The sequence below is a fragment of the Arthrobacter sp. AG258 genome (assembly GCF_004364695.1).
Lineage (GTDB): Bacteria > Actinomycetota > Actinomycetes > Actinomycetales > Micrococcaceae > Arthrobacter.
In genome coordinates this window covers 1-22,972 of sequence record NZ_SOBI01000012.1, presented here as the reverse complement: position 1 = coordinate 22,972, position 22,972 = coordinate 1, and the positions used below count along the sequence as shown (strand labels likewise).

General features: G+C 62.9%; 21 protein-coding genes. 12 read left to right on the top strand and 9 right to left on the bottom strand.

What is annotated here, in order from left to right:
* Positions 1 to 507: 507 nt before the first annotated feature.
* Positions 508 to 1,503, bottom strand: a complete 996-nt coding sequence (locus DFO47_RS19830; RefSeq protein WP_133832743.1) for a LacI family DNA-binding transcriptional regulator — start codon at positions 1,501 to 1,503, stop codon at positions 508 to 510.
* 291 nt (positions 1,504 to 1,794) lie between these two features.
* Between DFO47_RS19830 and DFO47_RS19825 the strand changes: the two genes are divergently transcribed.
* The 9 genes from DFO47_RS19825 (at position 1,795) to manA (ending at position 13,374) form a co-directional block, all read left to right on the top strand.
* Positions 1,795 to 3,120 (top strand): extracellular solute-binding protein, encoded by a 1,326-nt coding sequence (locus tag DFO47_RS19825; RefSeq protein WP_133832742.1) that lies wholly within the window; start codon positions 1,795 to 1,797, stop codon positions 3,118 to 3,120.
* A 79-nt stretch (positions 3,121 to 3,199) separates the two neighbouring features.
* Positions 3,200 to 4,126: a sugar ABC transporter permease gene (locus tag DFO47_RS19820; protein WP_133832741.1), complete on the top strand. Its 927-nt coding sequence runs from the start codon at positions 3,200 to 3,202 to the stop codon at positions 4,124 to 4,126.
* Positions 4,123 to 4,947, top strand: coding sequence for a carbohydrate ABC transporter permease (locus tag DFO47_RS19815; RefSeq protein WP_133832740.1), 825 nt, complete (start codon positions 4,123 to 4,125; stop codon positions 4,945 to 4,947). Before DFO47_RS19820 ends, DFO47_RS19815 begins: the two co-directional genes overlap by 4 nt.
* 2 nt (positions 4,948 to 4,949) lie before the next feature.
* Positions 4,950 to 7,463: a glycoside hydrolase family 2 TIM barrel-domain containing protein gene (locus DFO47_RS19810; protein ID WP_133832739.1), complete on the top strand. Its 2,514-nt coding sequence runs from the start codon at positions 4,950 to 4,952 to the stop codon at positions 7,461 to 7,463.
* Position 7,464: 1 nt separating this feature from the next.
* Entirely contained in the window at positions 7,465 to 8,439 is a 975-nt protein-coding gene (locus tag DFO47_RS19805; protein ID WP_133832738.1) for a 1,4-beta-xylanase, read from the top strand.
* Complete coding sequence (locus tag DFO47_RS19800; protein WP_166651763.1) at positions 8,436 to 9,404, top strand: BadF/BadG/BcrA/BcrD ATPase family protein; 969 nt, start codon at positions 8,436 to 8,438, stop codon at positions 9,402 to 9,404. Before DFO47_RS19805 ends, DFO47_RS19800 begins: the two co-directional genes overlap by 4 nt.
* Positions 9,391 to 10,377 (top strand): acetylxylan esterase, encoded by a 987-nt coding sequence (locus tag DFO47_RS19795; protein ID WP_133832736.1) that lies wholly within the window; start codon positions 9,391 to 9,393, stop codon positions 10,375 to 10,377. Before DFO47_RS19800 ends, DFO47_RS19795 begins: the two co-directional genes overlap by 14 nt.
* Complete coding sequence (locus tag DFO47_RS19790) at positions 10,374 to 12,140, top strand: ABC transporter ATP-binding protein (protein ID WP_133832735.1); 1,767 nt, start codon at positions 10,374 to 10,376, stop codon at positions 12,138 to 12,140. The genes DFO47_RS19795 and DFO47_RS19790 overlap by 4 nt, the downstream gene beginning before the upstream one ends.
* A 31-nt stretch (positions 12,141 to 12,171) precedes the next feature.
* Positions 12,172 to 13,374, top strand: a complete 1,203-nt coding sequence (gene manA, locus DFO47_RS19785; RefSeq protein WP_166651762.1) for a mannose-6-phosphate isomerase, class I — start codon at positions 12,172 to 12,174, stop codon at positions 13,372 to 13,374.
* Between the two features lie 38 nt (positions 13,375 to 13,412).
* On the opposite strand, the gene DFO47_RS19780 is transcribed toward manA, so the two are convergent.
* On the bottom strand, positions 13,413 to 14,681 hold the full coding sequence (locus tag DFO47_RS19780; protein ID WP_133832733.1) for an ROK family transcriptional regulator: 1,269 nt from the start codon (positions 14,679 to 14,681) through the stop codon (positions 13,413 to 13,415).
* Between the two features lie 124 nt (positions 14,682 to 14,805).
* On the opposite strand from DFO47_RS19780, the gene DFO47_RS19775 reads away from it, so the two are divergent.
* On the top strand, positions 14,806 to 15,687 hold the full coding sequence (locus tag DFO47_RS19775; RefSeq protein ID WP_166651761.1) for a LacI family DNA-binding transcriptional regulator: 882 nt from the start codon (positions 14,806 to 14,808) through the stop codon (positions 15,685 to 15,687).
* A gap of 20 nt (positions 15,688 to 15,707) precedes the next feature.
* On the opposite strand, the gene DFO47_RS21370 is transcribed toward DFO47_RS19775, so the two are convergent.
* Positions 15,708 to 15,854, bottom strand: coding sequence for a hypothetical protein (locus DFO47_RS21370; protein ID WP_243835560.1), 147 nt, complete (start codon positions 15,852 to 15,854; stop codon positions 15,708 to 15,710).
* A gap of 1,339 nt (positions 15,855 to 17,193) precedes the next feature.
* On the opposite strand from DFO47_RS21370, the gene DFO47_RS19765 reads away from it, so the two are divergent.
* Positions 17,194 to 17,430: a DUF2188 domain-containing protein gene (locus tag DFO47_RS19765; RefSeq protein WP_081818936.1), complete on the top strand. Its 237-nt coding sequence runs from the start codon at positions 17,194 to 17,196 to the stop codon at positions 17,428 to 17,430.
* Between the two features lie 206 nt (positions 17,431 to 17,636).
* On the opposite strand, the gene DFO47_RS19760 is transcribed toward DFO47_RS19765, so the two are convergent.
* The 5 genes from DFO47_RS19760 to DFO47_RS21455 all read right to left on the bottom strand — a co-directional run bounded on the left by DFO47_RS19760 (position 17,637) and on the right by DFO47_RS21455 (position 21,489).
* The gene (locus DFO47_RS19760; RefSeq protein WP_133832731.1) at positions 17,637 to 18,092 is read right to left on the bottom strand and encodes a GNAT family N-acetyltransferase; all 456 of its coding nucleotides are present in this window, start codon (positions 18,090 to 18,092) and stop codon (positions 17,637 to 17,639) included.
* Positions 18,093 to 18,238: 146 nt separating this feature from the next.
* Positions 18,239 to 19,684 (bottom strand): MFS transporter, encoded by a 1,446-nt coding sequence (locus DFO47_RS19755; protein WP_166651760.1) that lies wholly within the window; start codon positions 19,682 to 19,684, stop codon positions 18,239 to 18,241.
* 38 nt (positions 19,685 to 19,722) lie between these two features.
* A complete protein-coding gene (locus tag DFO47_RS19750; protein ID WP_133832729.1) occupies positions 19,723 to 20,286 on the bottom strand; it encodes a TetR/AcrR family transcriptional regulator in 564 nt (187 codons plus the stop codon).
* 267 nt (positions 20,287 to 20,553) lie between these two features.
* On the bottom strand, positions 20,554 to 21,108 hold the full coding sequence (locus DFO47_RS19745; protein ID WP_133832728.1) for a hypothetical protein: 555 nt from the start codon (positions 21,106 to 21,108) through the stop codon (positions 20,554 to 20,556).
* Positions 21,109 to 21,129: 21 nt separating this feature from the next.
* Positions 21,130 to 21,489: an alpha/beta hydrolase gene (locus tag DFO47_RS21455; RefSeq protein WP_133832727.1), complete on the bottom strand. Its 360-nt coding sequence runs from the start codon at positions 21,487 to 21,489 to the stop codon at positions 21,130 to 21,132.
* 221 nt (positions 21,490 to 21,710) lie between these two features.
* Here DFO47_RS21455 and DFO47_RS19735 point away from each other — a divergent pair, with 221 nt between their 5' ends.
* Positions 21,711 to 22,151, top strand: coding sequence for a VOC family protein (locus DFO47_RS19735; protein WP_133832726.1), 441 nt, complete (start codon positions 21,711 to 21,713; stop codon positions 22,149 to 22,151).
* Between the two features lie 76 nt (positions 22,152 to 22,227).
* Here DFO47_RS19735 and DFO47_RS19730 read toward each other — a convergent pair whose 3' ends face one another.
* A complete protein-coding gene (locus DFO47_RS19730) occupies positions 22,228 to 22,635 on the bottom strand; it encodes a cupin domain-containing protein (RefSeq protein WP_133832811.1) in 408 nt (135 codons plus the stop codon).
* Positions 22,636 to 22,972 lie beyond the last annotated feature (337 nt).

Sequence of the window (22,972 nt, the reverse complement as noted above, 5' to 3'; positions counted from 1 at the left end):
CGAGACTGATCTGGATCAGCAGGAACCCCAACCCCAAAACGCAGGATTACGGCAGGTTCACGGTCGGTCTTCGAAGTGATGGGGCAAATCTGCTGTCTGGCTGGTTCGCTTTTGCGAAAATGTCGCGCTGGGCGGCAGCTGCTGGGGAAATCTATTGATTCTGTCTTTTTCGTTTCACGCGTCTGCTTGCCGCGGTCGTCGTGGCATTGGTCGTTGTCGTCGGGCTGCCACTCAACGTCCAAGCGGCTTCAAGTGGTCCCGGTGCCCCTGAGCTGCCTGCGCTCACGTTGGAATCTCCGGCGGCAGCGGTGCCTGGTGACACGGTGACGTGGCGGTGGCGGGCGCGTGAAGATACCAAGGTCGTCGGTTCGCTGGCCTGCAATCTTTCAACCTCTTCAAGTAATGGCGAGGAATCGCCACTCGCTACGACAGCCTCGCCCAAACCTACCGGGCCGGCATTGCATCTATGCAGTCCTGATCTGGCTACGCCAATAAAGAGACACGCCTTTAGGCGGGTCGCTTTTCGCCGGAACCACGAAGGATCATTTGGGTGGGGATCCCGACATGGCTCGGCGGCCTCTTGCCTTCGATCCCGGCGACGGCCAGCCGCGCGGCTTCCCTGCCCATTTCTGCGACATCGAATCCGACGACCGTAACCCCGAAGGTGTCCGCCAGTTCGAAATCGTCAAAACCAATGAACGCGACATCGCTTGGCGAGCGGTACGTAGCCTTGATGAAGGCCAACGAGGCACGGTTATTTGCCGCAACGATGGCCGTGGGCCGGTTTTCCCCTTCGAGCAGCCCGGCCATCGCCTCGTCCAAGGATGATTCGTCCGGCTCGACCAGGCGCTCCCATCGTTGGCAGCCCGTGATGCCCGCTTCCAGCATCGCCTGGCGGAACCCCGCGAGGCGCTCCTTGATGGTGAACAAGTAGCTCCTGCTGGCAACGAAGGCGATGTCCCGGTGGCCTCGGCTGATCAGGTCCCGTACGGCTTTCGCCATCCCCTCCCGGTTCTCGATCAGGACCGTATCCGCGATGAAGTTCACCGGGGGTCGGTCCACGAAGACCATGGGAGGGCCAAATGGCCGCTCGCGTTCCAGGTAGGACTGGTCCGGTGCCGCCGGCGCAATGATCAGTGCCCTGACCTGCTGTTCCAGCATGGCATTGACGACGTCCATCTCGGCCCCCGGAGCATCCTCGGTAATCCCCAGGATGAGCGTCATTCCGCTCAGGGCAAGTTCGCGCTCGATTCCCGCAGCGAGCTTGAAGTAGAAAGGGTTCGCGAGGTCGCCGATCACCAGCCCCACCGTTCTGGGCAAAGCCCCGGTGCGGAGGTTCTTTGCCAGCAGATTGGGCCGGAAGCCCAGCCGGACCGCCGCTTCACGGACGGCTTCCCTAGTAGCAGCGGACACCTTGGCATCGTCAGCGAACGCCCTGGAAGCGGTCTTCGTGCTGACGCCGGCAAGCCGGGCGACGTCGATGAGTCGGGCACGTGTGTTCATCTTTACCTCTACCGTCCATCCCGGGGGCTGCTTCTCTGGTGATGATCATTAAATCACGCTAGGTAATCGATGGACATATGACCATCTAAAAAACTTTTTTAAGTAGCTTACTTAAGCCAAAAATGCTTGAAAACAAAGGGAAGTATGACGCTATCCAGACTCGACTCTCAAGAGTTCATCGTTGTCATAGACAGTAGTGCCGTCTATCGTGTCATGCATCACAAGAAGCGTCCGTGGCGATCCTGAGGCGAAGTACTCCGCGACCCACGTCTGCAATGAAGGGAATGTGCAATGCGAGCAATGAAGCTGACGTCCGCCGTCGCGGTGGCCGGCGCCCTGGCACTGGGTGCAACGGGATGCGCAGGGAGTTCCGGTACGCCGGCCCCGTCCGCGGCCGGGCCGGCCACTGATTCGGCAAAGTGTGAACAGATCACCGTACTGACCAACAGGACGGACATCGTTGACACTACGCTGGCCGGCTACGCCAAGAAGTTTGCAGCCGGCAACCCCGGCAAGACGGTCAAGTTCCAGGCCATCACTGACTACGACAACGAAGTCAAGACGCGGATGAATACCAAGGACTACGGCGACGTCCTCCTGATTCCGGCCGCCGTCTCGCCCAAGCAGTTCAACCAGTTCTTCACGCCCCTCGGCGCAACGGACGAGCTGGCCAAGAGCTACCGCTTCGTGACCCAAGGGGCTGCAGGCGGGCAGGTGTACGGCATTCCCCAGACCGGCAACGTCGGCGGATATGCCATCAACAAGAAGGTCTGGGAGGCCGCGGGGATCACCACGCCTCCCACCACGCCGGAAGAGTTCCTGGCCAGCCTCGAGAAGATCAAGGGATCCACCCAGGCTGTCCCCTTGTACACCAACTACAAGGACGGCTGGCCCCTGACGCAAGTGGAAACCTTCACCGGCATCGTGGACGGGCCGGACGCTTCCAACATCCTGGCCGAAGACAAGGAGCCTTGGGCGCAGGGCAAGGAGCACTACCTGGCAGACTCAATCCTGTTCAAGGCAGTCCAGCAGGACCTGACGGAGAGCGACCCCACCACCACCAACTGGGAAAACAGCAAGACCCTGATCGGATCGGGCAAAGTCGGTGCAATGTTCCTCGGCTCCTGGTCCGTAACCCAGCTTCGCGAAGCCGCCGTGAAGGCCGGAGGCGCGGCCGCGGACATCGACTATTGGCCGCTCCCGGTCCAGAAGGACGGAAAGTACCGCTCCGTAGCTTCAGGCGACTACCGGGTAGCCATCAACAAGAACTCCAGCTGCCAGGAGACCAGCCGTAAATGGCTCGACTTCTTCCTGGGCGAATCCGGGTACGCCACGGAACAAGGCGGCCTCTCCCCCAAACTGGACGGCCCCGAGCCGGACACCCTGGCCACCTTCAAGAAGCTGGGCGTCGAATACGTCGAGCTCAACCCGGCTCCCGAAGGCAAGGAAGCGCTCCTCTCGGATGTCCAGAAGGCCGCCGAGATCACTTTCACCGATCCCACCTATCGCCAAAAGCTCGTGGACATCGCCCGTGGTGCAGCCCCGGGGACCATGGACTCGTACTTCTCAGAGCTGAACAAGCGCTGGGCTGACGGCATCTCCACAGCCGGACTCTAAGCGCCGGACCCCATCCCGGCCGGGTGCGGCCCGCCCTTCAGGGCCCGCACCCGGCCATGCCAAAGAAAATGTGTGCGCTATGACTCTTACCCGCCCGCCATCGACGGCGGTATCGACTTCAGTCCGCCCGTCCCGGCCCAAATCCATGGCTGCCAAGCTGATCCCGTGGCTGTACCTCCTGGTTCCGCTGGCCCTCTTGCTGGTGTTCACCTACCTGCCGGTGGCCAACATGTTCTGGTACAGCCTGACCTCCTGGGACGGCATCGACCAGGAAAAGAAGTTCGTCGGCCTGAACAACTACATCGCCATCGTGACTCGCCCCGAGCTGTTCAGCGTATTCTTCGTGGGGCTCTATTACCTGGCCGGCGCAGCAGTGCAGCTTGTGCTTGCCCTGTACTTCGCGACGCTCCTGAGCTTCAACCTCAAATTCAGGAACTTCTTCAAGGGCGTCATCTTCTTCCCCTACCTGATCAACGGCGTCGCGATCGGTTTTGTGTTCCTCTTCTTCTTCCAGCCCGGCGGCTCCCTTGACCTCACGCTCCAGTTCCTCGGCCTGGGAGACCTGGCGCGGCCCTGGCTGGGTGATCCAGCCACCGCCAACTCATCCTTGGCGGCGGTATCAGTGTGGCGCTACCTGGGCCTGAACGTGGTCCTGTACATAGGGGCAATCCAGTCCATCAACCCGGATCTCTTCGAGGCCGCGGATCTGGACGGTGCCTCCCCTTGGCAGAAGTTCCGGTACATCATCGCCCCGAGCATCAAGCGGATTACCGGCCTCACCGCCATCCTCGCCATCTCCGGAAGCCTGTCCGTTTTCGAGATCCCCTTCATCATGCTGGGCGGCGCCAACGGTACTGAAACCTTCGTGATCAAGACCGTGAAGATGGCATTCGCCAACGGAAAAGTCGGCCTCGCCTCGGCGATGGCTGTAGTGCTGCTGATCATCGTGGTCGTGGTGACCCTGATCCAGCGGCGGTTGATCAAAGACGATGTGGACGTGGCATGAAAACTTCAATTCCTACCGTGGGTAAGTATGCGAGCCTGATCGCCGCATCCATTGCCGTGCTCCTGCCGATGACGGGGCTGCTCTTCGCTTCCTTCAAGACCGGAGAGGAGTACGCGGGGTCCGGCGCCTTCGACCCGCCGCAGAACTGGCTGAACTTCGGGAACTACCTGCAGGCGTTCGAAAAGGGCAGCATGCTCCAGGGCTTCGTGAACACCACCTTCATCATGCTGGTGAGCCTCGCCGGAACCATCCTCATCGGAACCATGGCGGCCTATGCCATTGACCGCTTCGATTTCCGGGGCAAGGGTGCCGTCCTGGCGCTGTTCCTCCTTGCCACCCTGGTTCCCGGTGTCACCACGCAGGTGGCCACGTTCCAGATCGTCAACGGGCTCGGGCTGTTCAACAGCCCCTGGGCCGCAATCGTGCTCTTCACCGGAACCGACATCATCGCCATCTACATTTTCCTCCAGTTCATGGCGACCATCCCGAAAGCCCTGGACGAAGCGGCCCGGATCGATGGTGCCAACCATTTCACGATCTACTTCCGCATCATCCTGCCCCTCTTGAAGCCGGCCATCGCAACGGTCGTGATCATCAAGGGAATCGCCATCTACAACGAGTTCTACATCCCGTTCCTGTACATGCCGGATCCGGGCCTGGGGGTCATCTCCACGTCCTTGTTCCGCTTCAAGGGACCGTTCGGAGCCCACTGGGAGGTCCTGTCCGCCGGAGCAATCCTGGTGATGATCCCCACGCTCGTGATGTTCCTCTTCCTCCAGCGCTTCATCTACCGCGGCCTCGCCGCAGGATCAGTGAAATAACCATGACTTCCACTACCCACAGCACCACCCAGGCCGCGCTGGAACGCCGCAGCCTGTCCACCGGTTGGAACGTCCGCGTAGTCGACGGCCCCGCACCCCGAGAATTCACCGGACTCAGCATTCCCACCACCGTACCGGGCTCGGTCCACACGGACCTCCTGGCGGCCGGGCTCATCCCGGACCCGTACCTGGACGACAATGAACGCCTCCTCGCGTGGATCGGTCAGTGCGACTGGGAGTACAGCCTCGACTTTCCCTGGCACCGCACGGACAAGACCGTGACTGAACTGGTGTTCCAGGGCCTCGACACGGTGGCCACGATCAGCCTGAACGGCGTGCTCCTCGATGAGACCCGCAACATGCACCGCTCTTATTCCTACGACGTCAGGGCGCTGCTCAGCGAAGGAATCAACACCCTCAAGGTCACCTTCCGATCTGCCATCAAGTACGCGGACCAGGCCAGCCTTGACCTGGGCTACCGGCCCCACGTCAACCACCACCCGTACAACGCCATCCGGAAAATGGCATGTAGCTTCGGCTGGGACTGGGGTATCGATACGTCCACTGCCGGCATCTGGAAGGACGTGTACCTGCAGGAATGGTCCACGGCCCGGATCCAGGCTGTCCGTCCGGTACTGGACGTCCAGGGAACCACGGGCACGGCCACCGTCTTCGTCCAGCTCGACGGCGAAGCCGGCCAGGAAGTCCAGGTCCAGGCCCGCCTGTCCGACCAGACCCTCACGGCCCAGGCAACCACCGGAACGGGCGAAGTAAAGCTGGAGTTCGCCGTCGGGAACGTCCGTAAATGGGCACCCCACACGCACGGCGAGGCACATCTCTACGAGCTGCACGTTGAACTCCTCGTCGGGGAAGAGGCAGCGGATGCCTGGTCCTCCAGAGTCGGCTTCAGGACCGTAGAGGTCCGCACACCCAAGGACGAACACGGCACCGCCATGTTCTTCGAGGTCAACGGCGAACGCGTGTTCGTCCGCGGCGTCAACTGGATTCCCGACGACGCGTTCCCGCACCGCGTGACCCGCGAACGCCTCCGCGAACGCCTCACCCAAGCCAAGAAGGCCAACATCAACCTGATCCGTATCTGGGGCGGCGGGATTTACGAAAGCGACGACTTCTACGAACTCTGCGACGAACTGGGCCTCATGGTGTGGCAGGACTTCCTTTTCGCCTGCGCCGCATATTCCGAGGAGGAGCCACTGCGCGGCGAAGTCGAAGCCGAAGCCCGGGGAAACATCCTCCGGCTGATGACCCATCCCTCCCTTGCGCTGTGGAACGGGAACAACGAAAACATCTGGGGGTACGCCGACTGGAAGTGGCAGACCCGGCTGCAGGGCAAGAGCTGGGGGGCAGGCTACTACTACGACCTGCTCCCCTCGCTGGTGTCCGAACTCGACCCCGGCAGGCCCTACACCCCCGGAAGCCCCTTCTCCCCCGACCCGGAAGACGCACCGAACGACCCCTCTCACGGGTCCATGCATATCTGGGACCTCTGGAACGAGAAGGACTACCCGCACTACCGGGATTACTCTCCCCGCTTCGTAGCGGAATTCGGCTGGCAGGCGCCGCCCAACTGGTCGACCCTCACCGGGTCCTTGTCCGACGCGCCCCTGACGCCCGAATCTCCCGGGATGATCGTCCACCAGAAGGCCATGCTCGGCAACGACAAGCTCAACGACGGCCTGGTTAACCACTTCGAACTTCCCAACAACATGACCGACTGGCACTGGGCCATGCAGCTGAACCAGGCAAACGCCATCAAGACCGGACTCGAGCACATGCGGCACCTCTCACCGCACTGCATGGGCGCCGTCGTCTGGCAGCTCAACGACTGCTGGCCGGTAACGTCCTGGGCCGCCGTCGACGGCTATGGCCGCGAAAAGCCGCTACTGTTCGCCATCCAGTCCAGCTACGCGGACCGGATCCTGACCGTGCAGCCGCGCGGAACCGGTCTGGTGCTGTCCGCAGTGAACGACGCCGGCACCGCCTGGAACGGCGAGCTCCGGATCCAGCGCCTGGACTTTGCCGGCCGCGTCCTGCGGGAAGAGCGCCAGGAGGTGTCCGTGGAAGCACGCGGGAACCTGCTTGTCGACATCCCGGCAGCGCTGTCCACGCCCGGCGCGGCGGAAAACGAGCTCGTTGCCGTCACACTGGACGGCGCCAGGGCCCTGTGGTTCTTCGCAGAGTACAGGGACTCGGAACTGGTTGAACCGCGGCTGGGCCACACCCTGGAATGGATCGACGCCGGATACGAACTGACCGTCACCGCCCAGGACCTCACCCGGGACCTTTCACTCCTCATTGACAAAGTGGACCCCGACGCGAGGGTCGACACCATGCTGCTTGACCTGCTCCCCGGAGAATCCGCGGTGTTCCGGATCAGCACCTCCGCGGAGATGACCCTTTCCGAACTGGTGGACCCTCTGGTCCTCCGAAGCGCCAACCAGCTGGTGGCTGCCGGACGTGCAGCCTCCGCACAGCAGACCGTGAAGGGATCCTGAGATGCCAACGGACGCCATGGCCGGTTTTGCCGGGGGCATGACCTGGGGCTGGGTAGGGACCCGTGGCTCGTGGGCCACCCCGGAGGCCGAACAGAGCATGGAAGCCATGGCGGAGCTCAACGTCAACTGGGTGACCATCGCCTTCCAGGCCGTCCAGAGCACCGCGCACTCCACGGACATCGACTTCGGCAGCGAGGAAACCGTGAGCGACGACGAGGTCCGCTGGGCCATCGGGAAGGCCCGTTCGCTCGGCCTGAAGGTGTGCCTGAAGCCCGTCATCAACTGCGCGGACGGCACCTGGCGGGCCTTCATCGGCTTCTTCGACCAGGATGTCCCGAACGAGCCCAGCTGGGGTGAGTGGTTCGAAAACTACACGCGTTTCCTGGTCCACTACGCACGGATCGCCCAGGAGGAAGGCTGCGAGCTGTTCTGCGTGGGCTGCGAAATGGTGCAGTCCGACCACCGCGAAGCCGAGTGGCGCGAAACCATCGCCAAGGTCCGGGAAATATTCAGCGGCCGTGTCACCTACAACTGCGACAAATACCAGGAAGACCGCCTCGGCTGGTGGGACGCCGTGGATGTGATCTCCTCCAGCGGCTACTACCCGCAGGGGTCGTGGCCGGAGCATCTGGACCGGATCGAGGCCGTTGTCCGGGATCACGGCAAACCGTTCCTGTTCCTTGAGGCAGGCTGCCCGTCACGCGAAGGCTCGCCGGCGCTGCCCAACGACTGGTCCCTGCCCGGAGGCCCCTCCGAGGCGGCGCAGCTGGGCTACTACCAGGACATGTTTGACCACACCCTCCGGCGCGATTGGGTAGGTGGCTTCATGCTGTGGGACTGGCCCGCACGGCTTTATTCCGCAGCGGACGCCGCCGCCGACACCGACTACTGCGTCTACGCCAAAGCCGCCGCACCTCTCATTGCCGCGACGTACGCGCAGGCCGCCAAAACAACCCCAGAAAGGTCTGCACAGTGACCTCCGCTCCCGCCACTATCGCCATCGACGCCGGCCAGTCATCCATCCGTGCCCGGGTGCAGCACGGTGCGGCGGTCGCTTCCCAGCGCGACTTTCCGCCGCTGCTCACCGATGCTCCACTGCTGCCCCAGCTTGTCGCCGTCGTCCGCGCCGTGCTGACGGAGACACCAGCGCTGACGGAAGATTCCGTGCCGCCGCAGCCGGGCATCCGCGTGGCCGCGGCCCTTTCCGGATTGACTCCGGCCGACGCCGACCCGCACGCGGTCCTGGAAGCGGTCTATGACCTGGGGGTCCGTGAGGTCCGGCTGGCCCACGACTCCATCTCCGGCTACCTCGGCTGCCTCGGAGACCTCCGGGGCTCCGCCGTCGCGGCCGGCACCGGCGTGGTAACCCTGGCCACCGGCGCAACTAGCTTCGCCCGGGTGGACGGCTGGGGCAACATCATGGGCGACGCCGGCAGCGGCTACTGGATTGGCCGGGCCGGACTGAACGCGGCGATGCGCGCGCACGACGGCCGGGGCGAGGCCACGGAAATCCTGGACCTGCTCTACGGGGACTTCCCCGACGTCGAGGCCGCCTACATCGAGATCCAGTCCTACCCGGAGCGGATCTCCTTCGTTGCCTCCTACGCCCGCAAGATCATCGACCTCTCGGACCACGACCTGATTTCGGCGAGGATCGTTGAACACGCCACGGACGAGCTCGCGCTGTCCATCGGTGCCAGCCTGAGGCGCACGGGCTGGGAGCCAACGGACAGCCCCGCGATCAGCTGGGCGGGAAAGATCCTATCCAACCCCCGCATGGCCAGGCCCCTGCAGAACAAGCTCTCCCAGGCGTGGCCCAACGCCAAGGTCCTTGAGCCGCGCGGCGAACCGCTGGACGGCGTCGCGTTGTTCCCCGCACTGGCCGCCAGCCATCCCCTCTACCCCCTCATCCACGTTGCGGATACAGATGGCACACACTGACAAACCCCTGGCCGAACTGCTTGATTACCTTCCCCCGGTCCGTGAACCGGAGGACTTCGAGGCCTTCTGGGAAGCCACGCTCCAGGAGGCACGCGCCGCCGGGATCGAGCTGCGGTGCACACCTGTGGAGACCCCGTACCGCACCGTGGACGTGCACGACGTCAGCTTCCGCGGATTCGGCGGTGACCGCATCAACGCCTGGTTCACCGTCCCGCGGGACGTGCCCGGCCTGCTGCCCGCCGTCGTCGAATTCATCGGCTACAACGGCGGCCGGGACCTTCCGGGCGAGAGCCTGCACTGGGCCAGCGCAGGCTATGCCCACCTGCAGATGGATACCAGGGGCCAGGGCTCGGGATGGGGCGGGGGCGGATCAACTCCCGATCCGCACGGCTCCGGCCCGAGTGTTGCCGGGTTCATGACGAGGGGAATCGAGGATCCGCAGCACTATTACTACCGGCGTGTCTTCACCGACGCCGTCCGCGCGGTACAGGCCGCCCGTGCCCTGCCCGGTGTGGACCCGGAACGTACAGCGGTGCACGGCGTCAGCCAGGGCGGCGGAATAGCCCTGGCCGTGGGTGGCCTGGTCCCGGACCTCTCGGCGGTCATGACCGATGTTCCCTTCCTCTGCCACTTCGAACGGGGCGTTGAGATCTGCACTACGGATCCCTTTGCCGAAATCACCCGGTACCTCTCCGTGCACCGGGGCTCGGCGGAAAAGGTCTTCGGTACGCTCTCCTATTTCGACGCGGTCAACTTTGCCAAGCGCGCAACCGCACCGGCCATGTTCTCGGTGGGGCTCATGGACACCATCTGCCCTCCGTCCACCGTCTATGCGGCGTACAACCACTGCGCCGCCGAACACAAGCACATCGTCAACTATCCGTTCAACGACCATGAGGGCGGCCAGAGCCACCAGCGCAGGAAGCAAATGGCCTGGCTCGCCGGTGTGATGGACCCGTGTCCGGCCGCATGAGAGCTTCCGGCCTTGAAGCAGCACTGGCCGACGGCGGCAAGCGCCCTTTCCGTTCCCTGCTGCGGATCCTGCGTCCCCACTGGCGGCAGCTCGGGGCCGCAGGATTCTTCTTCGTCATCAAGGACAGCCCGCTGTGGATCCTGCCGATCGTCACCAGCAACATAATTGACGCGGTGGTTTTGGGCCGGGGCATGGAGGAGTTGTGGATGAACCTCGCGACGGGGGCCGTGCTGCTCGCCCTGAACTACCCCACCTCACTCGCCTTCGTCCACCGCTTCAGCGCAACCGTGCGCTCGGTTGCGGCGGAAATCCGGAACGTCCTCACCAAGCGGCTGCAGGAACTGTCCATCGGCTTCCACAACCGGAGCAGTTCCTCAGTCATCCAGACCAAGCTTGTCCGGGACGTCGAGAACGTGGAACTGATGCTGCAGCAGTGCGTAGGACCCGGCATGTCCGCGATCATCGTCCTCATCGGAGCCCTGGTGACCACGGCTGTGCGGGTCCCCTCATTCGTCCTGGTTTTCGCCGTGACGGTCCCGATCGGCGTCGTCCTCGTCCGGACCTTGCGGAAGAGCTCAGCCGAACGCAATGAACAGTTCCGCCGCCAGGTGGAAAAGCTGTCCAGCAAGGTCGGCGAAATGGCCGCCATGATTCCCCTCACCCGGGCACACGGCCTGGAACAGGTGGCGGCGCTGCGGGTAGCGGGCAGCGCGGAGGACGTCCGTGCCGCCGGGCTGGAACTCGACCGCCTGAATGGCCGCTTCAACGCCGCCGCGTGGATTGCCTACCAAATGCTGGGACTCTGCTGCCTTGTCCTGGCCGCAGCCGTTTCCATGACCGGCTTCATCCCGGTGACGCCGGGCGAAGTGGTGCTGATGAGCAGCTATTTCGCGATCCTGACCGGCGGCATCCTTTCGCTACTCGGCATGGCGCCGATCCTGGCGCGCGGCGGCGAATCCATCCGCTCCGTGGCCGAGGTCATGCAGGACCCGGATATCGAACGCAACCAGGGCAAGACCCCGGCCCACGATGTCCTGGGCGATTTCCGCCTGGAGACGGTTCGCTTGTCCTTCCCAGCGTCCGAATCGCCCGCGCTGGACGGGATCACCCTGCATATCAAGCCCGGCGAAACAGTGGCATTCGTGGGTCCCACCGGATCCGGAAAATCCACGCTCCTGAACATGGCGCTGGGCTTCCTGCGTCCCGGTTCCGGGCGGGTCCTGCTGGACGGCCAGGACATGGAATCACTGGACCTCCGCAGCTACCGGAACTTCGTCTCGATCGTTCCGCAGGAGCCCGTGTTGTTCGAAGGGACCATCCTGGAGAACGTGGGCTACGGGCTGGACGATGTGCCGGATTCAAAAGTCCGGGACGCGTTGATCGGAGCCAACGCCTTCGACTTTGTGCAGGCGCTCCCCCACGGCTGGCATACCCGGATCGGCGAACGCGGTGCCGGGTTGTCCGGTGGTCAGCGGCAACGCCTCGCCATCGCCCGGGCACTCGTCCGGGACCCGCGGGTGCTCTTCCTCGACGAAGCCACCAGCGCCCTGGACATCGAATCCGAGGCGCTTGTGCGCGACGCCCTGGCCCGGCTCATGCGGGGAAGGACAACCCTGGTGGTGGCCCACCGGCTTTCCACCATCCGCTCCGCCGACAGGATCATCGTGCTTCAGCAGGGCCGCATCGTGGAAACCGGCAGGCACGAAGAGCTGCTCGACCACGATGGCGCCTATGCCCGCATGCATCGGCTGCAAAACACCTGATCACCCAGCACCATCTGATCTGAGGAATGACATGTACAAACTCACCGGATCCCGCCGTTCCTACGACTGGGGATCGGACACCGCCATGTTCGACTTCCTCGAAAGCGAAGCGGACGGGGAACCCTTCGCCGAACTCTGGTTCGGTGCCCACCCCACGGGGCCTTCCACCGTCCACACGGAAGGCGGAGCCACGACGCTGGACCAGCTCATCGCCATTTCCCCGGGCAGCCACCTGGGCCAGCGGGTCCACTCCGAATTCGGCAGGCTCCCCTATCTGCTCAAGCTCCTGGCTCCGGCCCGGCCCTTGTCCCTGCAGGTGCACCCCGATCCCCTCCTGGCGCGGGCCGGCTACGAGGACGAACAGAGCCGCGGAATTGCGCTCTCCGATCCGCGGCGCACGTTCAAGGACCAGCACCACAAGCCGGAAATGGTCTTCGCCTTGTCCCGCTTCGAAGGACTCGTGGGGTTCCGCGGGCAAGCCGAAGCGGCACGCCTGCTCGAAGGCCTGGGCGGAACCGTCCGGCCCGCCTGCGAGGCACTCCGGTCCAGTCCTTCCGGTCAGGCAATGCGGGCAGCACTCGAGCTGCTCCTGCGCCTGCCAGCTGCCGAGGTCGAACAGGCCGTGGCACGGTGCCGCACAATGACCACCTCCGGTTCCGATCCTGCGGCACCCACGGCCTATTCGACGGTTGACGAATTGGCAGCGTTCTACCCGGGAGACGTAGGTGCACTGATCTCGCTGCTGTTGAACCGCGTGGTGCTGGAGCCCGGACAGCTGGTTTTCCTGGGCGCGGGGGTGCCGCATGCGTACCTCAGTGGCTTCGGGCTGGAGCTCATGGCGAATTCGGACAACGTCCTGCGCCTGGGCCTGACTTCCAAGCATGTGGACAGCGACGCCATGTTCGAATCCGTGGATTTCGGCACGTCCGGTTACGAGCTGCAGTCCGTTCCGGAAGGCGCTGCCACGCATGTCTTCACCCCGCCGGTTCCCGATTTCGCGCTGGCCGTCTGCCGCACCGGCATCTCCTCCGGCCTGCCTGTTGAGCTGCCAGGCAGGGGTCCCCGCATCCTTATCTGCCTGGATGGGGAACTGCGGGTATCCACCTCAACGGGGGCGCAGGAACACGCACAGGAACAGGCGCTCAAACGGGGCGAGGCCGTCTACGTTCCCGCCTCGGCCGGGACGCTGATCGTCACCGGAGGCGGCTCGGCGGCCCAGGCATTCGTGCCCTGAGTGTCTCCGCCAGTGTCCGGTTCACGCTGGTTCCTGGCTCACGCCGGGCTGGCCACGGGAGCGGACGGTTCCGGATCCGCGGAAGTGCTGACAGAACGCAGCTTCCGCGGATCCAGCTGTTCCTGAAGGACCAGTACGGCTGCGCCCAGCGCCGCGGAATCCCGCGTACTGACAGAGAGGTGGAGCCGGACCGGATGGATGTCGCGGGCCAGGGCCGAGCGGCGCAGGGCCTGGCCGATCCGGTCCAGGTAGACCGAACCGGTGGAGACGAACGCGGGCCCGGCGAGGACGATCAGCCCGACGTCGAAGAGGTTTGCCAAGGTGAGCACACCGGCCGCCAGGAGGTCAGCGGCATCGGTAAGGATGCTGTTGGCGACGGCGTCCCCACGCGCGGCCAGGACGCCCAGCCGGCCAAGGTCTTCCTCAACGTTCCCGGAGAAGGACATGTCCAGCTTGCCCGCGGTGGCTTCCAGTTCCGCCCGCGCCACGACGGCCGCCGGAGACGCGGCCAATTCCAGGCAGCCCCGGTTCCCGCACGGACACAGCGCACCGCCCGGATTCACGCTAATATGGCCCAGTTCGCCCACGTTCGAACTGACCCCGCGGTAGGGCGTGCCGTCCACAACCAGTCCGGCGCCGATTCCGCCGGCCACATAGACACAGGCATAGGCGGGGACGCCTCCTGTTGCGCCGAGCCAGTACTCGCCGACGGCGGCCGCCGTGGCGTCATTGTCCATCACCACAGGCAGGGCCGTGGCCTTCTCCAGCTCCTCCCGCAAGGGGAAATCCGCCCACTCCTGCCAGGTGTCACGGGCCAAGACCCTTGCCATGACGCCGGCCCGGAGGTCGATCGGCCCGGGCATGGCCACCCCGATCCCCACGATGCTGCCGGCGTCCAGCGCGGCGGCATCTTCGACGAGGAACCGCACGCATTCGACTATGAAGGCCACGGTTTCACCGGGAGTCAGGCCTTTGGCGCCCTTGGTCTTCATCCGGGAGACCAGCTCTCCGGCGAGATTGCAGACCACGAAAGTTATAGATTCCGCACCGAGCAGCACCCCGATGCCGAGCCGGGAATCCGGGTTGAGCCGCAGCAGGGTGCGCGGTTTGCCTCCCGTGGATGCCGATTGCCCCACCTCGGAGATGAGGCCATCGCGCAGGAGTTCCTTGACGATGTTCGAGATCGCTGCCTGGGTCAGCCCGGATGCTTCCGCGAGCTCGGTCCGGCTTGTCGGTCCCGCAGACCGGACGAGTTCCAGGACCCGTCCCCGGGCGCCGAAGCGCGGCGGTTTGGCTGCTGTTGGCATAGAACTAACAATAGCCCGGCTGGCAAAACAGGCCGTCCCAAGAAACAATCAAGCGGTACCGCGGCAGCCGTTGTGGCGGCCGCCTCGAACCGAGCAACGAAAAACGACGCCGGAAGGAACTGCCGTGAACCAGCCACTGTTTGACGGCGGTGCAAGTAGTCGGGCGTTCCGGGCCGTGGGCATGGTGGTGCAGCGACACCCTGGCGAGGGGAGTCTGGATCCGTTCTACGTCGAGTTCATCAGGGGCCTGGAGACCGTGCTCCTGGAAGCCGGAATCAACCTGGTGGTGCAGGTCCGGGAATCCATAGAGGAAGAGATCGACTGCTACCGGCATTGGTCCCGAACGGAAGCGGTGGCCGGCGTCTTCCTTGTGGACCTCCAGCGGGCCGATGCCCGGCCGGGCGTGGTCCGTGAACTGGGGCTCACGGCGGTGGTCCTGGGTAATCCGTCCCTCGGCGGAGGCTTCCCCGCTGTATGGACGGACGACGGTTCAGCGATGCGTTCCGCCGTGGACTACCTGGCATCACTGGGACACCAGCAGATCGCCCACGTGGGCGGACCTGAAAGGCTTTTCCACACCCAGGAACGGAACGCGGCCTTTTTTGACGCCGCGCGGGTGCACGGCATGTATGGCCGCGCGGTCCACGCCGATTACACAGCGGCCGGCGGGGCAAGGGAAACAGCGGCGCTCCTGGCGCAGCCGCGCGGCAACCAGCCAACTGCGATTATCTACGACAACGACCTGATGGCGCTGGGTGGCCGCCGCGAAGCCCTCGATTCGGGATATCTGGTCCCCGGGGACATCTCGCTCCTCGCCTGGGATGACTCGTTGCGTTGCCAGCGTGCCGGGCTTTCCGTGCTGAGCCGTGACATTGCCGCCTATGGCGAACTCGCCGCCAAGGTCCTGCTGGGCGGCGTTGAGGGCTCGCCGGACAAACGGCTTCCGGGCGAGGTTCCGCATCTGGTGGTCAGGGACACTACCGCCCCGCCCCCGCTCCGGGATTGACCCGCCCCAAGCGCGCATCCTCAGCCAGGGGGGCCACAAACCGCGCGGAAATCGGGCAAACGCCGCGTGATCTCCATGCCTGCGTCCTCGAGTCCGCGCCGCACCGAGGCCGCGAGTTCCACCCCGCCGGGGGTGTCGCCGTGGATGCAGTGCGAATCGGCCCGCACGCGAAGCTCTTCGCACTCAGTGATGAGGCGCGACTGCGTTGGTCCGACAACTGTCTCAGGGCCCACTGGACATGGTCGAATGCTCTTCGCTTGGACCTAACAACCCGAAGTCCACTCGCTCGCATCAGATAAAAGTGCTGCTTGATGCCGGGATCGTTACCAGCGATCTCCGCGGACGCACACGCCAGTTGTCTTTCGGCGCTCGGACCTGGACATTCGGTTGCCTGGCTTCCACGTTATGCAGTGCGCAGGCTGCGGCCTGTAGCGGATCTAGTTCTGACCTGCGCTGCTACTCCGACGGACGCCCCCTCGGGGCCGCAAAGCCGATCTAAGCAATGCATCAAGTGCCGATAGTCGGGATCGGGAGGCCAGGGGCTCCCCGCGGTTATTTTGGCGCCGATATCCCCCGGAAAATGCAGAATCGTCGGAGTCAATGGTGATAGCCGCGCGTATCTCGACGTGAGTCCGGAGTGGCTGGGACTTCAGGTGGGGAACGACCCGCCGACCCACATTCGACAACGGGAAGTCAGTAAGAGGCGTCTCGCTCACCGATTGGCCCTGGTCACCGACACACCCTCGTGGTCCGGCCGAGTACACCCCAACTTGGCGTCGTTACCGCCTGACAAGGGAGGACTTGGCCGGCGGATGGAGCTCCCACTCGTTCTCCGATGCCTGTCCCGGTTGCAATTGGTGACGGATGAACCAAATGCGCCAGGCGGACTCTTCAGGGCAGGAATCTTAGGAGTTTTCCGATCATTCTCAAGCTTAGCCACGCGTATTTCCTTGCCAGCCACTGTCAGGGTGAGATCTGAGGAGGCCAAAAACTGGTGTCAATAAAACAGGACCTCGTACTATCCTGACGCCGCCACAGCCGCTGCCGTCATAGCGATCAGCCGGGGGTTTAGCAGCAGACGAAATACGCTGGCTGGCGTCCAGTAACAACAGGAATCTTGGCAGAGACAGGCCGGCCGCCCGTTGCGGGGGAAGACCGCCGTTGTTCAAGGGGTACCGTTGTCTGGCGAAGCCTCCGCAGGTCCCCCAATAGGCGGAGGTTTCGCCTTCACAATGCTTTCCCTTACCACGCGGTCAGCCCTGCCTCGAGGGCCGGCTCGCAGCGGTACCACGAGCGTCGACGGTAAGGGTGAGCGGGCTATCGTCCGACGTCGTTGTGCCTAGCCCCAGCGGTCGTAGCTTGACGGAAGGTCCACTGTCGTCTCTTTTGCGCAGCTGCAGAAGTGGTTGGTTTTCGTTAGTCGTCTGGGCATCCACAAGACGCGGCCGAATTGTCGGTCCCGTTTGGTACTTTGCTTCCATCAGCAAAAGTCTGGGGGTGATTAACATGGCTGAACGAAATTCCTACCACGTGGTTCCGGGTGAAGACGGCTGGAAGGCCGAGCGCGAGGGCTCGTCCCGCGCTTCGTCTGTTCACGACACCCAATCTGCGGCTATCGATGCTGCTCGTGGCTATCTGTCCCGTTCTGGTGGCGGCGAATTAAACATCCACGGTAAGGACAACAAGATCAGGGCAAAGGACACCATTGCTCCTGGTAACGATCCACGGAATACGCCTGGATAGAGTATCGAGGTCCCCGCCGGAACGCGGGGACCTCGAGCTCACGTCCGGCGAAGCACTAAGTGCCATCGGACTCGCCTCGGCCTTGCCCCCGCTCAGAGGCGAGCCTTGGTTTACGAAATCTTCTTCATGGGCGTTCTCGGTAGCGGGAAGTGGACGGCTGTTTCGTTTGACCCTGCGGGCGGATGCAGGTCGTAGTCGATCCGAGTTCAGGTCATCAGCTCGTAGGAACAAAACGCCTGCTGCAGCTTCCATCCCTCGGATTCATATAGTGCTCGGGCCCCAACGTTCCCGACGGCTGTCTCAAGCTGCATGCCGTGAACTTCAGTCGCTACCGCAAAATCTCGTGCAGCAGTGATCAGGAGTCGTCCGATGCCGCGGCCTCTGGCAGTGGGTTGAACAAAAAGGTCGTTGAGTATCAGCCTCCGCGACATAGAAATCGACGAGAAGGTCGGGTAGAGCTGAGTAAAGCCGACTGGAGCCACGCCGGCACCACATGTGGCTAGAAAGATCACGCTCTCATCATGTTTGAGACGAGATTCGATAAAGGCTTTGGCGGCCTTTGCGTTTGAGCATTGCCCATAGAAGACGCGATAAGCGTCAAACAGGGCTGCAAGCGAGGACGCGTCCCTCCAAGTGGCGCGGCGAATTTCTAGGTTCTGCAAGTCGGTTCCTTTCCAGGATGCCTTGTGTCGTATGTTTGCCTACGCAGAAGTACAGTTTCCATGTTCGCTGTTTCCTGGGACGTTCGCAGGTTCTGAGGGGTACGCCCAGGAAGGTACGTGCTGTTGTCCCTGGAGGGGCAGTCCGGTCAGGCCCTCGCAGTCACGTCACCGGTAGAAGGTGCGGACCCTAGCGAGGTGTCGTCAATGAGCGTGGAGGTCCGTTGGGTCCAGTCCGTCCATTCTGCAGCAGATGTTTTGCCGGTTGATCCCAACCGTTCGAGCATATGTGAGCGGACGGCCGTGCCAGCGACTGCAGCGTTACAGCAGGCAGTAAGGATTATGGCGATCAGGAATCCGATGGATTGGTCCCCTAGCGCGCTGAGGGCTCCCAGGACGGCGATTCCAACGGCTTGCCCGACCTGCCGGGCGGTGTTATAGATGCCGGAAGCCAAACCCGCTGATTGTGCGCCAAGAGCTGCGCTTGCCGTTTTGTTCAGGGCGGTGGAGTAAATTCCAGTGCCAGCGCCAATGACTAGCTCGGCCGCTGCGAGCAGCCACCAGCGATCGGCTGCCCCTGCAGCCATTAGTGTAAATGTCCCGACAGTAGCTGCGCTGGCGCCCATGATGATCATTGGGTGCGTACCTCGAGGTAGCAAGAACGGGTTCACCAGCACACTTGCCAAGACAGCGCCGATCGCGAAGGACGCCAGCAGCATTCCTCCGGCCAGCGCGGAGAGCTGCCAGGCGCCTTGAACGTAAAGGGCAAGGAAGAACTGCAGCCCATAGGCGGCGAACTGGAATGCGAAGCCTCCAGTGACGGCAGCGGTAAAATTTGGCGCACGAAAAACGCTCATGGGCATCATTGGAGCATGTGACTGGCGCTCCAGCAGTATGAAGGCGGCAAGCAGGGTTACCCCGGCGACTAGCAACGTCAAGGTGATGGCAGAACTCGTATCTCGACCTGACTCGACCAGCCCGGCCACTAATGCGATAAGGCCCGCTGATCCGGTGACCTGTCCGACGGCGTCGAACTGCACGCGGTGTGGCTTCCCGGCTGTCTTGGCCGGCATTTTGCCTACCAATATCGCGGCGGCGACGGCGATGGGTGCCGTGAGCCAGAACACGGCACGCCATCCGGCCGTATCTGTCATCAGTCCGCCAAGGAACGGTCCTGCGGCCATGCCGGCTCCCCCGAATACGGTCATCATGTTCACGACACGGGACCGCTGCGTGGGATCAATGAAACTCTTGCTAACCAGGGCGAGCACCATAGGAAGCAGGAGTGCGGCGGACACGCCTTGCGCTGCCCGGCTGGCGATGAGAAGTCCCAGTGAGGGGCTAAGGGCGCAAATGACGGAGGCCACCGCAAAGCCGATTGCTCCCATGCGAAACATGCGTTCGGCGCCAATCCGGTCACCGAGGCTTCCCCCTAGGAGTAGCAGTGAAGCCAGCGGCAGCGTGTAAGCGTCAATTACCCAGGAGATACTGCCGGTATCCGCGTGCAGCTGGTTGCCGATCGTCGGCAGGGCGAGGTTCAGGGCGCCAGCGTCTAGAGTGATGGCTATCCAGCCGAGGTAAATCGCCCAGGCCACTGCAGACCAGGAAGTCTCCGAATGTAGGGCTAGGGCTCTCATATTCGCGCGAAAGCCAGTAGGTCGAGTACGCCTCCAACCGCGTTCTCGAAAACGTTAGGATCCTGCGCGGCACGGGCAAGTACGTAGGCGCCTTGGAGAGTTGCTGCGATCGCGGCCGCTGTGCGTATCGGGTTCAGCTCGCTAGGAAATTCACCACGCTCTACGCCGTCTGAGATAACTGCGGCCAGCTGGGCCTGGACCCACGCCAACGTGTCGTCGACCTGACTGCTCAGCCTCGGGGATTTGACGACGTCTGCATCCTGCACGAGTTTTCCGAAACGGCAGCCTTTCAGCACTTCCCGCTTGCGGCCCAGATAGGTCCGTATTTTCTCCAGCGAGCTCCCCTCAGCTGCCAGGTCCGCTACCACTTGAGCGCGCATTTCTTCGGCGTTGCGCTCGATGGCCTCGTAGGCCAATGCCTCTTTGCCGCGGAAGTGGTGATACATGCTGCCTTGCCCGACACCGGAAGCATCCATGATCGCGCGAGGGCTCGTCGCCGCGTAGCCCTTCGCCCACAGCAACTCCCGCGTCGCCTCCACCAAGATGTCTCGTGTGTTCATGGATGTATTGTACATACTAGTAGGTACAGAACCGAACTTCTTGTAATTCTTCTGTGTCCCGTTAGCTCAGCGACGACTTCGAGGGAGAGCCCGGGTAGCCGGCATCACCTGGTGCCGCAGGTCAACCGTGACGCGCAGTTACGAGTATGGCGGAAGGGCTTTGATTTCCCGCGCCCCTGAACACGGGATGACCCAGACTACTTCCGTGCTGAAAAGTAGACTTATAAGCCTTGGATTAACGGGCAGCATTTGGTTCGCGCGTAGCACTCAGATGAATCGCAATGTGCCTGCGGGCTCAGTGTCATGCCGCAAACCCATCTTCATGGCTGCCTCTGCCACAAGCTCCGGTTGGGACATATGCATGTTGTGCGACCGGTCGGGAAGAATCAGGTGCAACACATTTTGGAACTGGGATGCCATCCGTTGCTGCATCGCCACCCACTTTCGACCGTAGGCGTGGCTGGTAAGAACCGTTGTTGGCAATGCATGCTCCGGCTGTTGGCTACGGGCTGCGTCGATGTGCTTGCTTGATGCCGCCAGGTCAAGCACGGATGTCAGTTCGTCGCCGGCGTTGCCGGCTAGGTTTCGTCCGACCGCCCATACCCAGTTTCGATAGTCTTCCTGCGAAACTTTGCCGCGGAATGCGGCTTGTTCCGGGTAAAACGGCAGATTGTCTATCGCCAACAAAAATGACACGACACCGATGGGGGTAAGCACCTTGAACAGGCGGGTGAGCATTGCCGAGAGCGTGAAGCCTGCCTGGACCGCCTTGTTACTGCAGATTTCCTTGGGTGTGGCATCAATAAGCACGAGGCCGGCCACTGAGTTTGGGTGCTGAGCGGCTTAGCACAGGGCAATCAGGCCTCCCAAGGAGTGACCAACCAGGACAACCGGGTTCGTGCTGAGCGCACTCACCACGGCATGGAGTTCGGCGATGTAGCCCCGGTATGAGCGTTCACCGCCCGGGTCACTCTTTCCCATCCCGCTGCGGTCATAGCTGATGACGTTGGCATGGCTATGGAGCTGCGCCCTCACGGCAGCCCACGATACGTCCGTGTCACCAGCACCGGTGAGGAGGATGATCGTGGGAGCTTGAGCGCTTGCCTCTCCTGAACTGCGGGTAAGAAGATTTCGACCCTCATGGCGGATCGTTTTCTCGACTGGTGCCGCCTGATCTTGTGGGTGTGCTGACGGGTGATCCATGGTTCGATTTGGCTTTCTGGGAGTTGGCAGGGTGCACGTGCAGACGGCAGGTGTCGGAGCGAGCCCGCGAGTTGCCGGACGCCCCGGTGGGCTGACCGGTGCGTGGCGCACCGGACAGAGTATCTGTTGATGCTGGTTCTCTGAACGACCCTGCAATAGCGCACACGTAGTGGGGCCCGAAATTCATGGGAAAGATGGTGTTCTTGTCATAGCCTTCTCTCATGCATCTGAATATTCATCTTGCAGTCGACTGCAGGTCTCCGTATCAGCTGGCGGAGTGGTGGGCCGACACTCTGGGGTGGGTGGTGGATTACCCGAATCCCGAGGCGGTCCGCACCTTGGTCGAGCAGGGGCGGGCCAGCTCGGCGGATGTGGAGATCTACAACGGCAGGGTTGTGTGGCGCACCGGTGCTGCGATTTTCCCTCCGCAGGAGGTTGTCGCTGAGGTGCAGCCCGGCCGAGTACTCTTCCAACGTGTTCCGGAGGTCAAGACTTCCAAAAACAGAATCCACTGGGACGTTGACGTTGCTGGCCGGGACAAGGACATCGTTCGTGATGAACTTGCAGCCCGTGGGGCGACGTTTCTTTATACAGCCGTTGAGGGAACACATTCCTGGCACACCATGGCCGACCCCGAGGGCAACGAGTTCTGCATCTACTAGTGGCTGCGGAGCCGTTTCTGGAGATGCTTGTTTTCGGTAACCGACTCGAGACTGTTTGGCTGGGCGCGTGGTAGTCCTACGGAGATGGAGGAGTTGCGTATTCTTCGTCCGTCACATGCTCGAGCCAGGTGATGAAGATTCCGTTCCCGTCGGCTTCCTGCACTGCAACGTGTGCCATAAAGCGGTCCGGAGTGGCCCCGTGCCAGTGTTCCTCTCCGGGCTCGATGTAGACAACGTCACCGGGGCGGATTTCCTGGATTCTTCCTCCCCGTACCGCGACTATCCCAATTCCGTCGGTGACATAGAGAGTTTGGCCGCGGGGGTGGGAGTGCCATGCAGTGCGGGCGCCGGGGCCGAACCTGACGTGTGCGCAACCAACGGCCGACTGCTTGTCGGGGGAACGGATAGCATCGATCTGCACCGCTCCGGTGAACCAATCGCTTGGGCCCGCTTCAGTGCGGCCGCCGCTCTTCGTATATTTCACGTTCTTGTCCTTCCTGTTTCTTCTTCTGCGATCCGGGATTTTGCTGCTGGAAAGCAACGCCAGCGACAGTAATTGCAAGCTTCGCCAAAATCTGGTCCATTGCTGGAGCGGGCGGCTTGGCAGTGCGTTGTGTTGCTGCGCTGCCCGCATCCCTTTCGTCTGTTCAGACCCGGTTGCAAGTCGTTCTCGTTGGACGGCTGGTAGGGGCCAAGGGCTGTCGGCGCTTCGGACTGAGCAGCACGAGCCCGTAGGTGAGGAGGATGATGTCGCTGCTGATCATGAGGGTCCATCGCCAGGTACTTGTGATGTCTCCGGTCTGCAGGGCGATGTCCGTTAC

What these genes read in the sequence shown, in the direction of transcription:
- DFO47_RS19735 (WP_133832726.1), top strand. Translation starts at nt 21,711, where the DNA reads ATGCATCTGAATATTCATCTTGCAGTCGACTGCAGGTCTCCGTATCAG.
- DFO47_RS19825 (WP_133832742.1), top strand. Translation starts at nt 1,795, where the DNA reads ATGCGAGCAATGAAGCTGACGTCCGCCGTCGCGGTGGCCGGCGCCCTG.
- DFO47_RS19815 (WP_133832740.1), top strand. Translation starts at nt 4,123, where the DNA reads ATGAAAACTTCAATTCCTACCGTGGGTAAGTATGCGAGCCTGATCGCC.
- DFO47_RS19820 (WP_133832741.1), top strand. Translation starts at nt 3,200, where the DNA reads ATGACTCTTACCCGCCCGCCATCGACGGCGGTATCGACTTCAGTCCGC.
- DFO47_RS19810 (WP_133832739.1), top strand. Translation starts at nt 4,950, where the DNA reads ATGACTTCCACTACCCACAGCACCACCCAGGCCGCGCTGGAACGCCGC.
- manA (WP_166651762.1), top strand. Translation starts at nt 12,172, where the DNA reads ATGTACAAACTCACCGGATCCCGCCGTTCCTACGACTGGGGATCGGAC.
- DFO47_RS19830 (WP_133832743.1), bottom strand. Translation starts at nt 1,503, where the DNA reads ATGAACACACGTGCCCGACTCATCGACGTCGCCCGGCTTGCCGGCGTC.
- DFO47_RS19765 (WP_081818936.1), top strand. Translation starts at nt 17,194, where the DNA reads ATGGCTGAACGAAATTCCTACCACGTGGTTCCGGGTGAAGACGGCTGG.
- DFO47_RS19780 (WP_133832733.1), bottom strand. Translation starts at nt 14,681, where the DNA reads ATGCCAACAGCAGCCAAACCGCCGCGCTTCGGCGCCCGGGGACGGGTC.
- DFO47_RS19790 (WP_133832735.1), top strand. Translation starts at nt 10,374, where the DNA reads ATGAGAGCTTCCGGCCTTGAAGCAGCACTGGCCGACGGCGGCAAGCGC.
- DFO47_RS19805 (WP_133832738.1), top strand. Translation starts at nt 7,465, where the DNA reads ATGCCAACGGACGCCATGGCCGGTTTTGCCGGGGGCATGACCTGGGGC.
- DFO47_RS19795 (WP_133832736.1), top strand. Translation starts at nt 9,391, where the DNA reads ATGGCACACACTGACAAACCCCTGGCCGAACTGCTTGATTACCTTCCC.
- DFO47_RS21455 (WP_133832727.1), bottom strand. Translation starts at nt 21,489, where the DNA reads ATGGATCACCCGTCAGCACACCCACAAGATCAGGCGGCACCAGTCGAG.
- DFO47_RS19750 (WP_133832729.1), bottom strand. Translation starts at nt 20,286, where the DNA reads ATGAACACACGAGACATCTTGGTGGAGGCGACGCGGGAGTTGCTGTGG.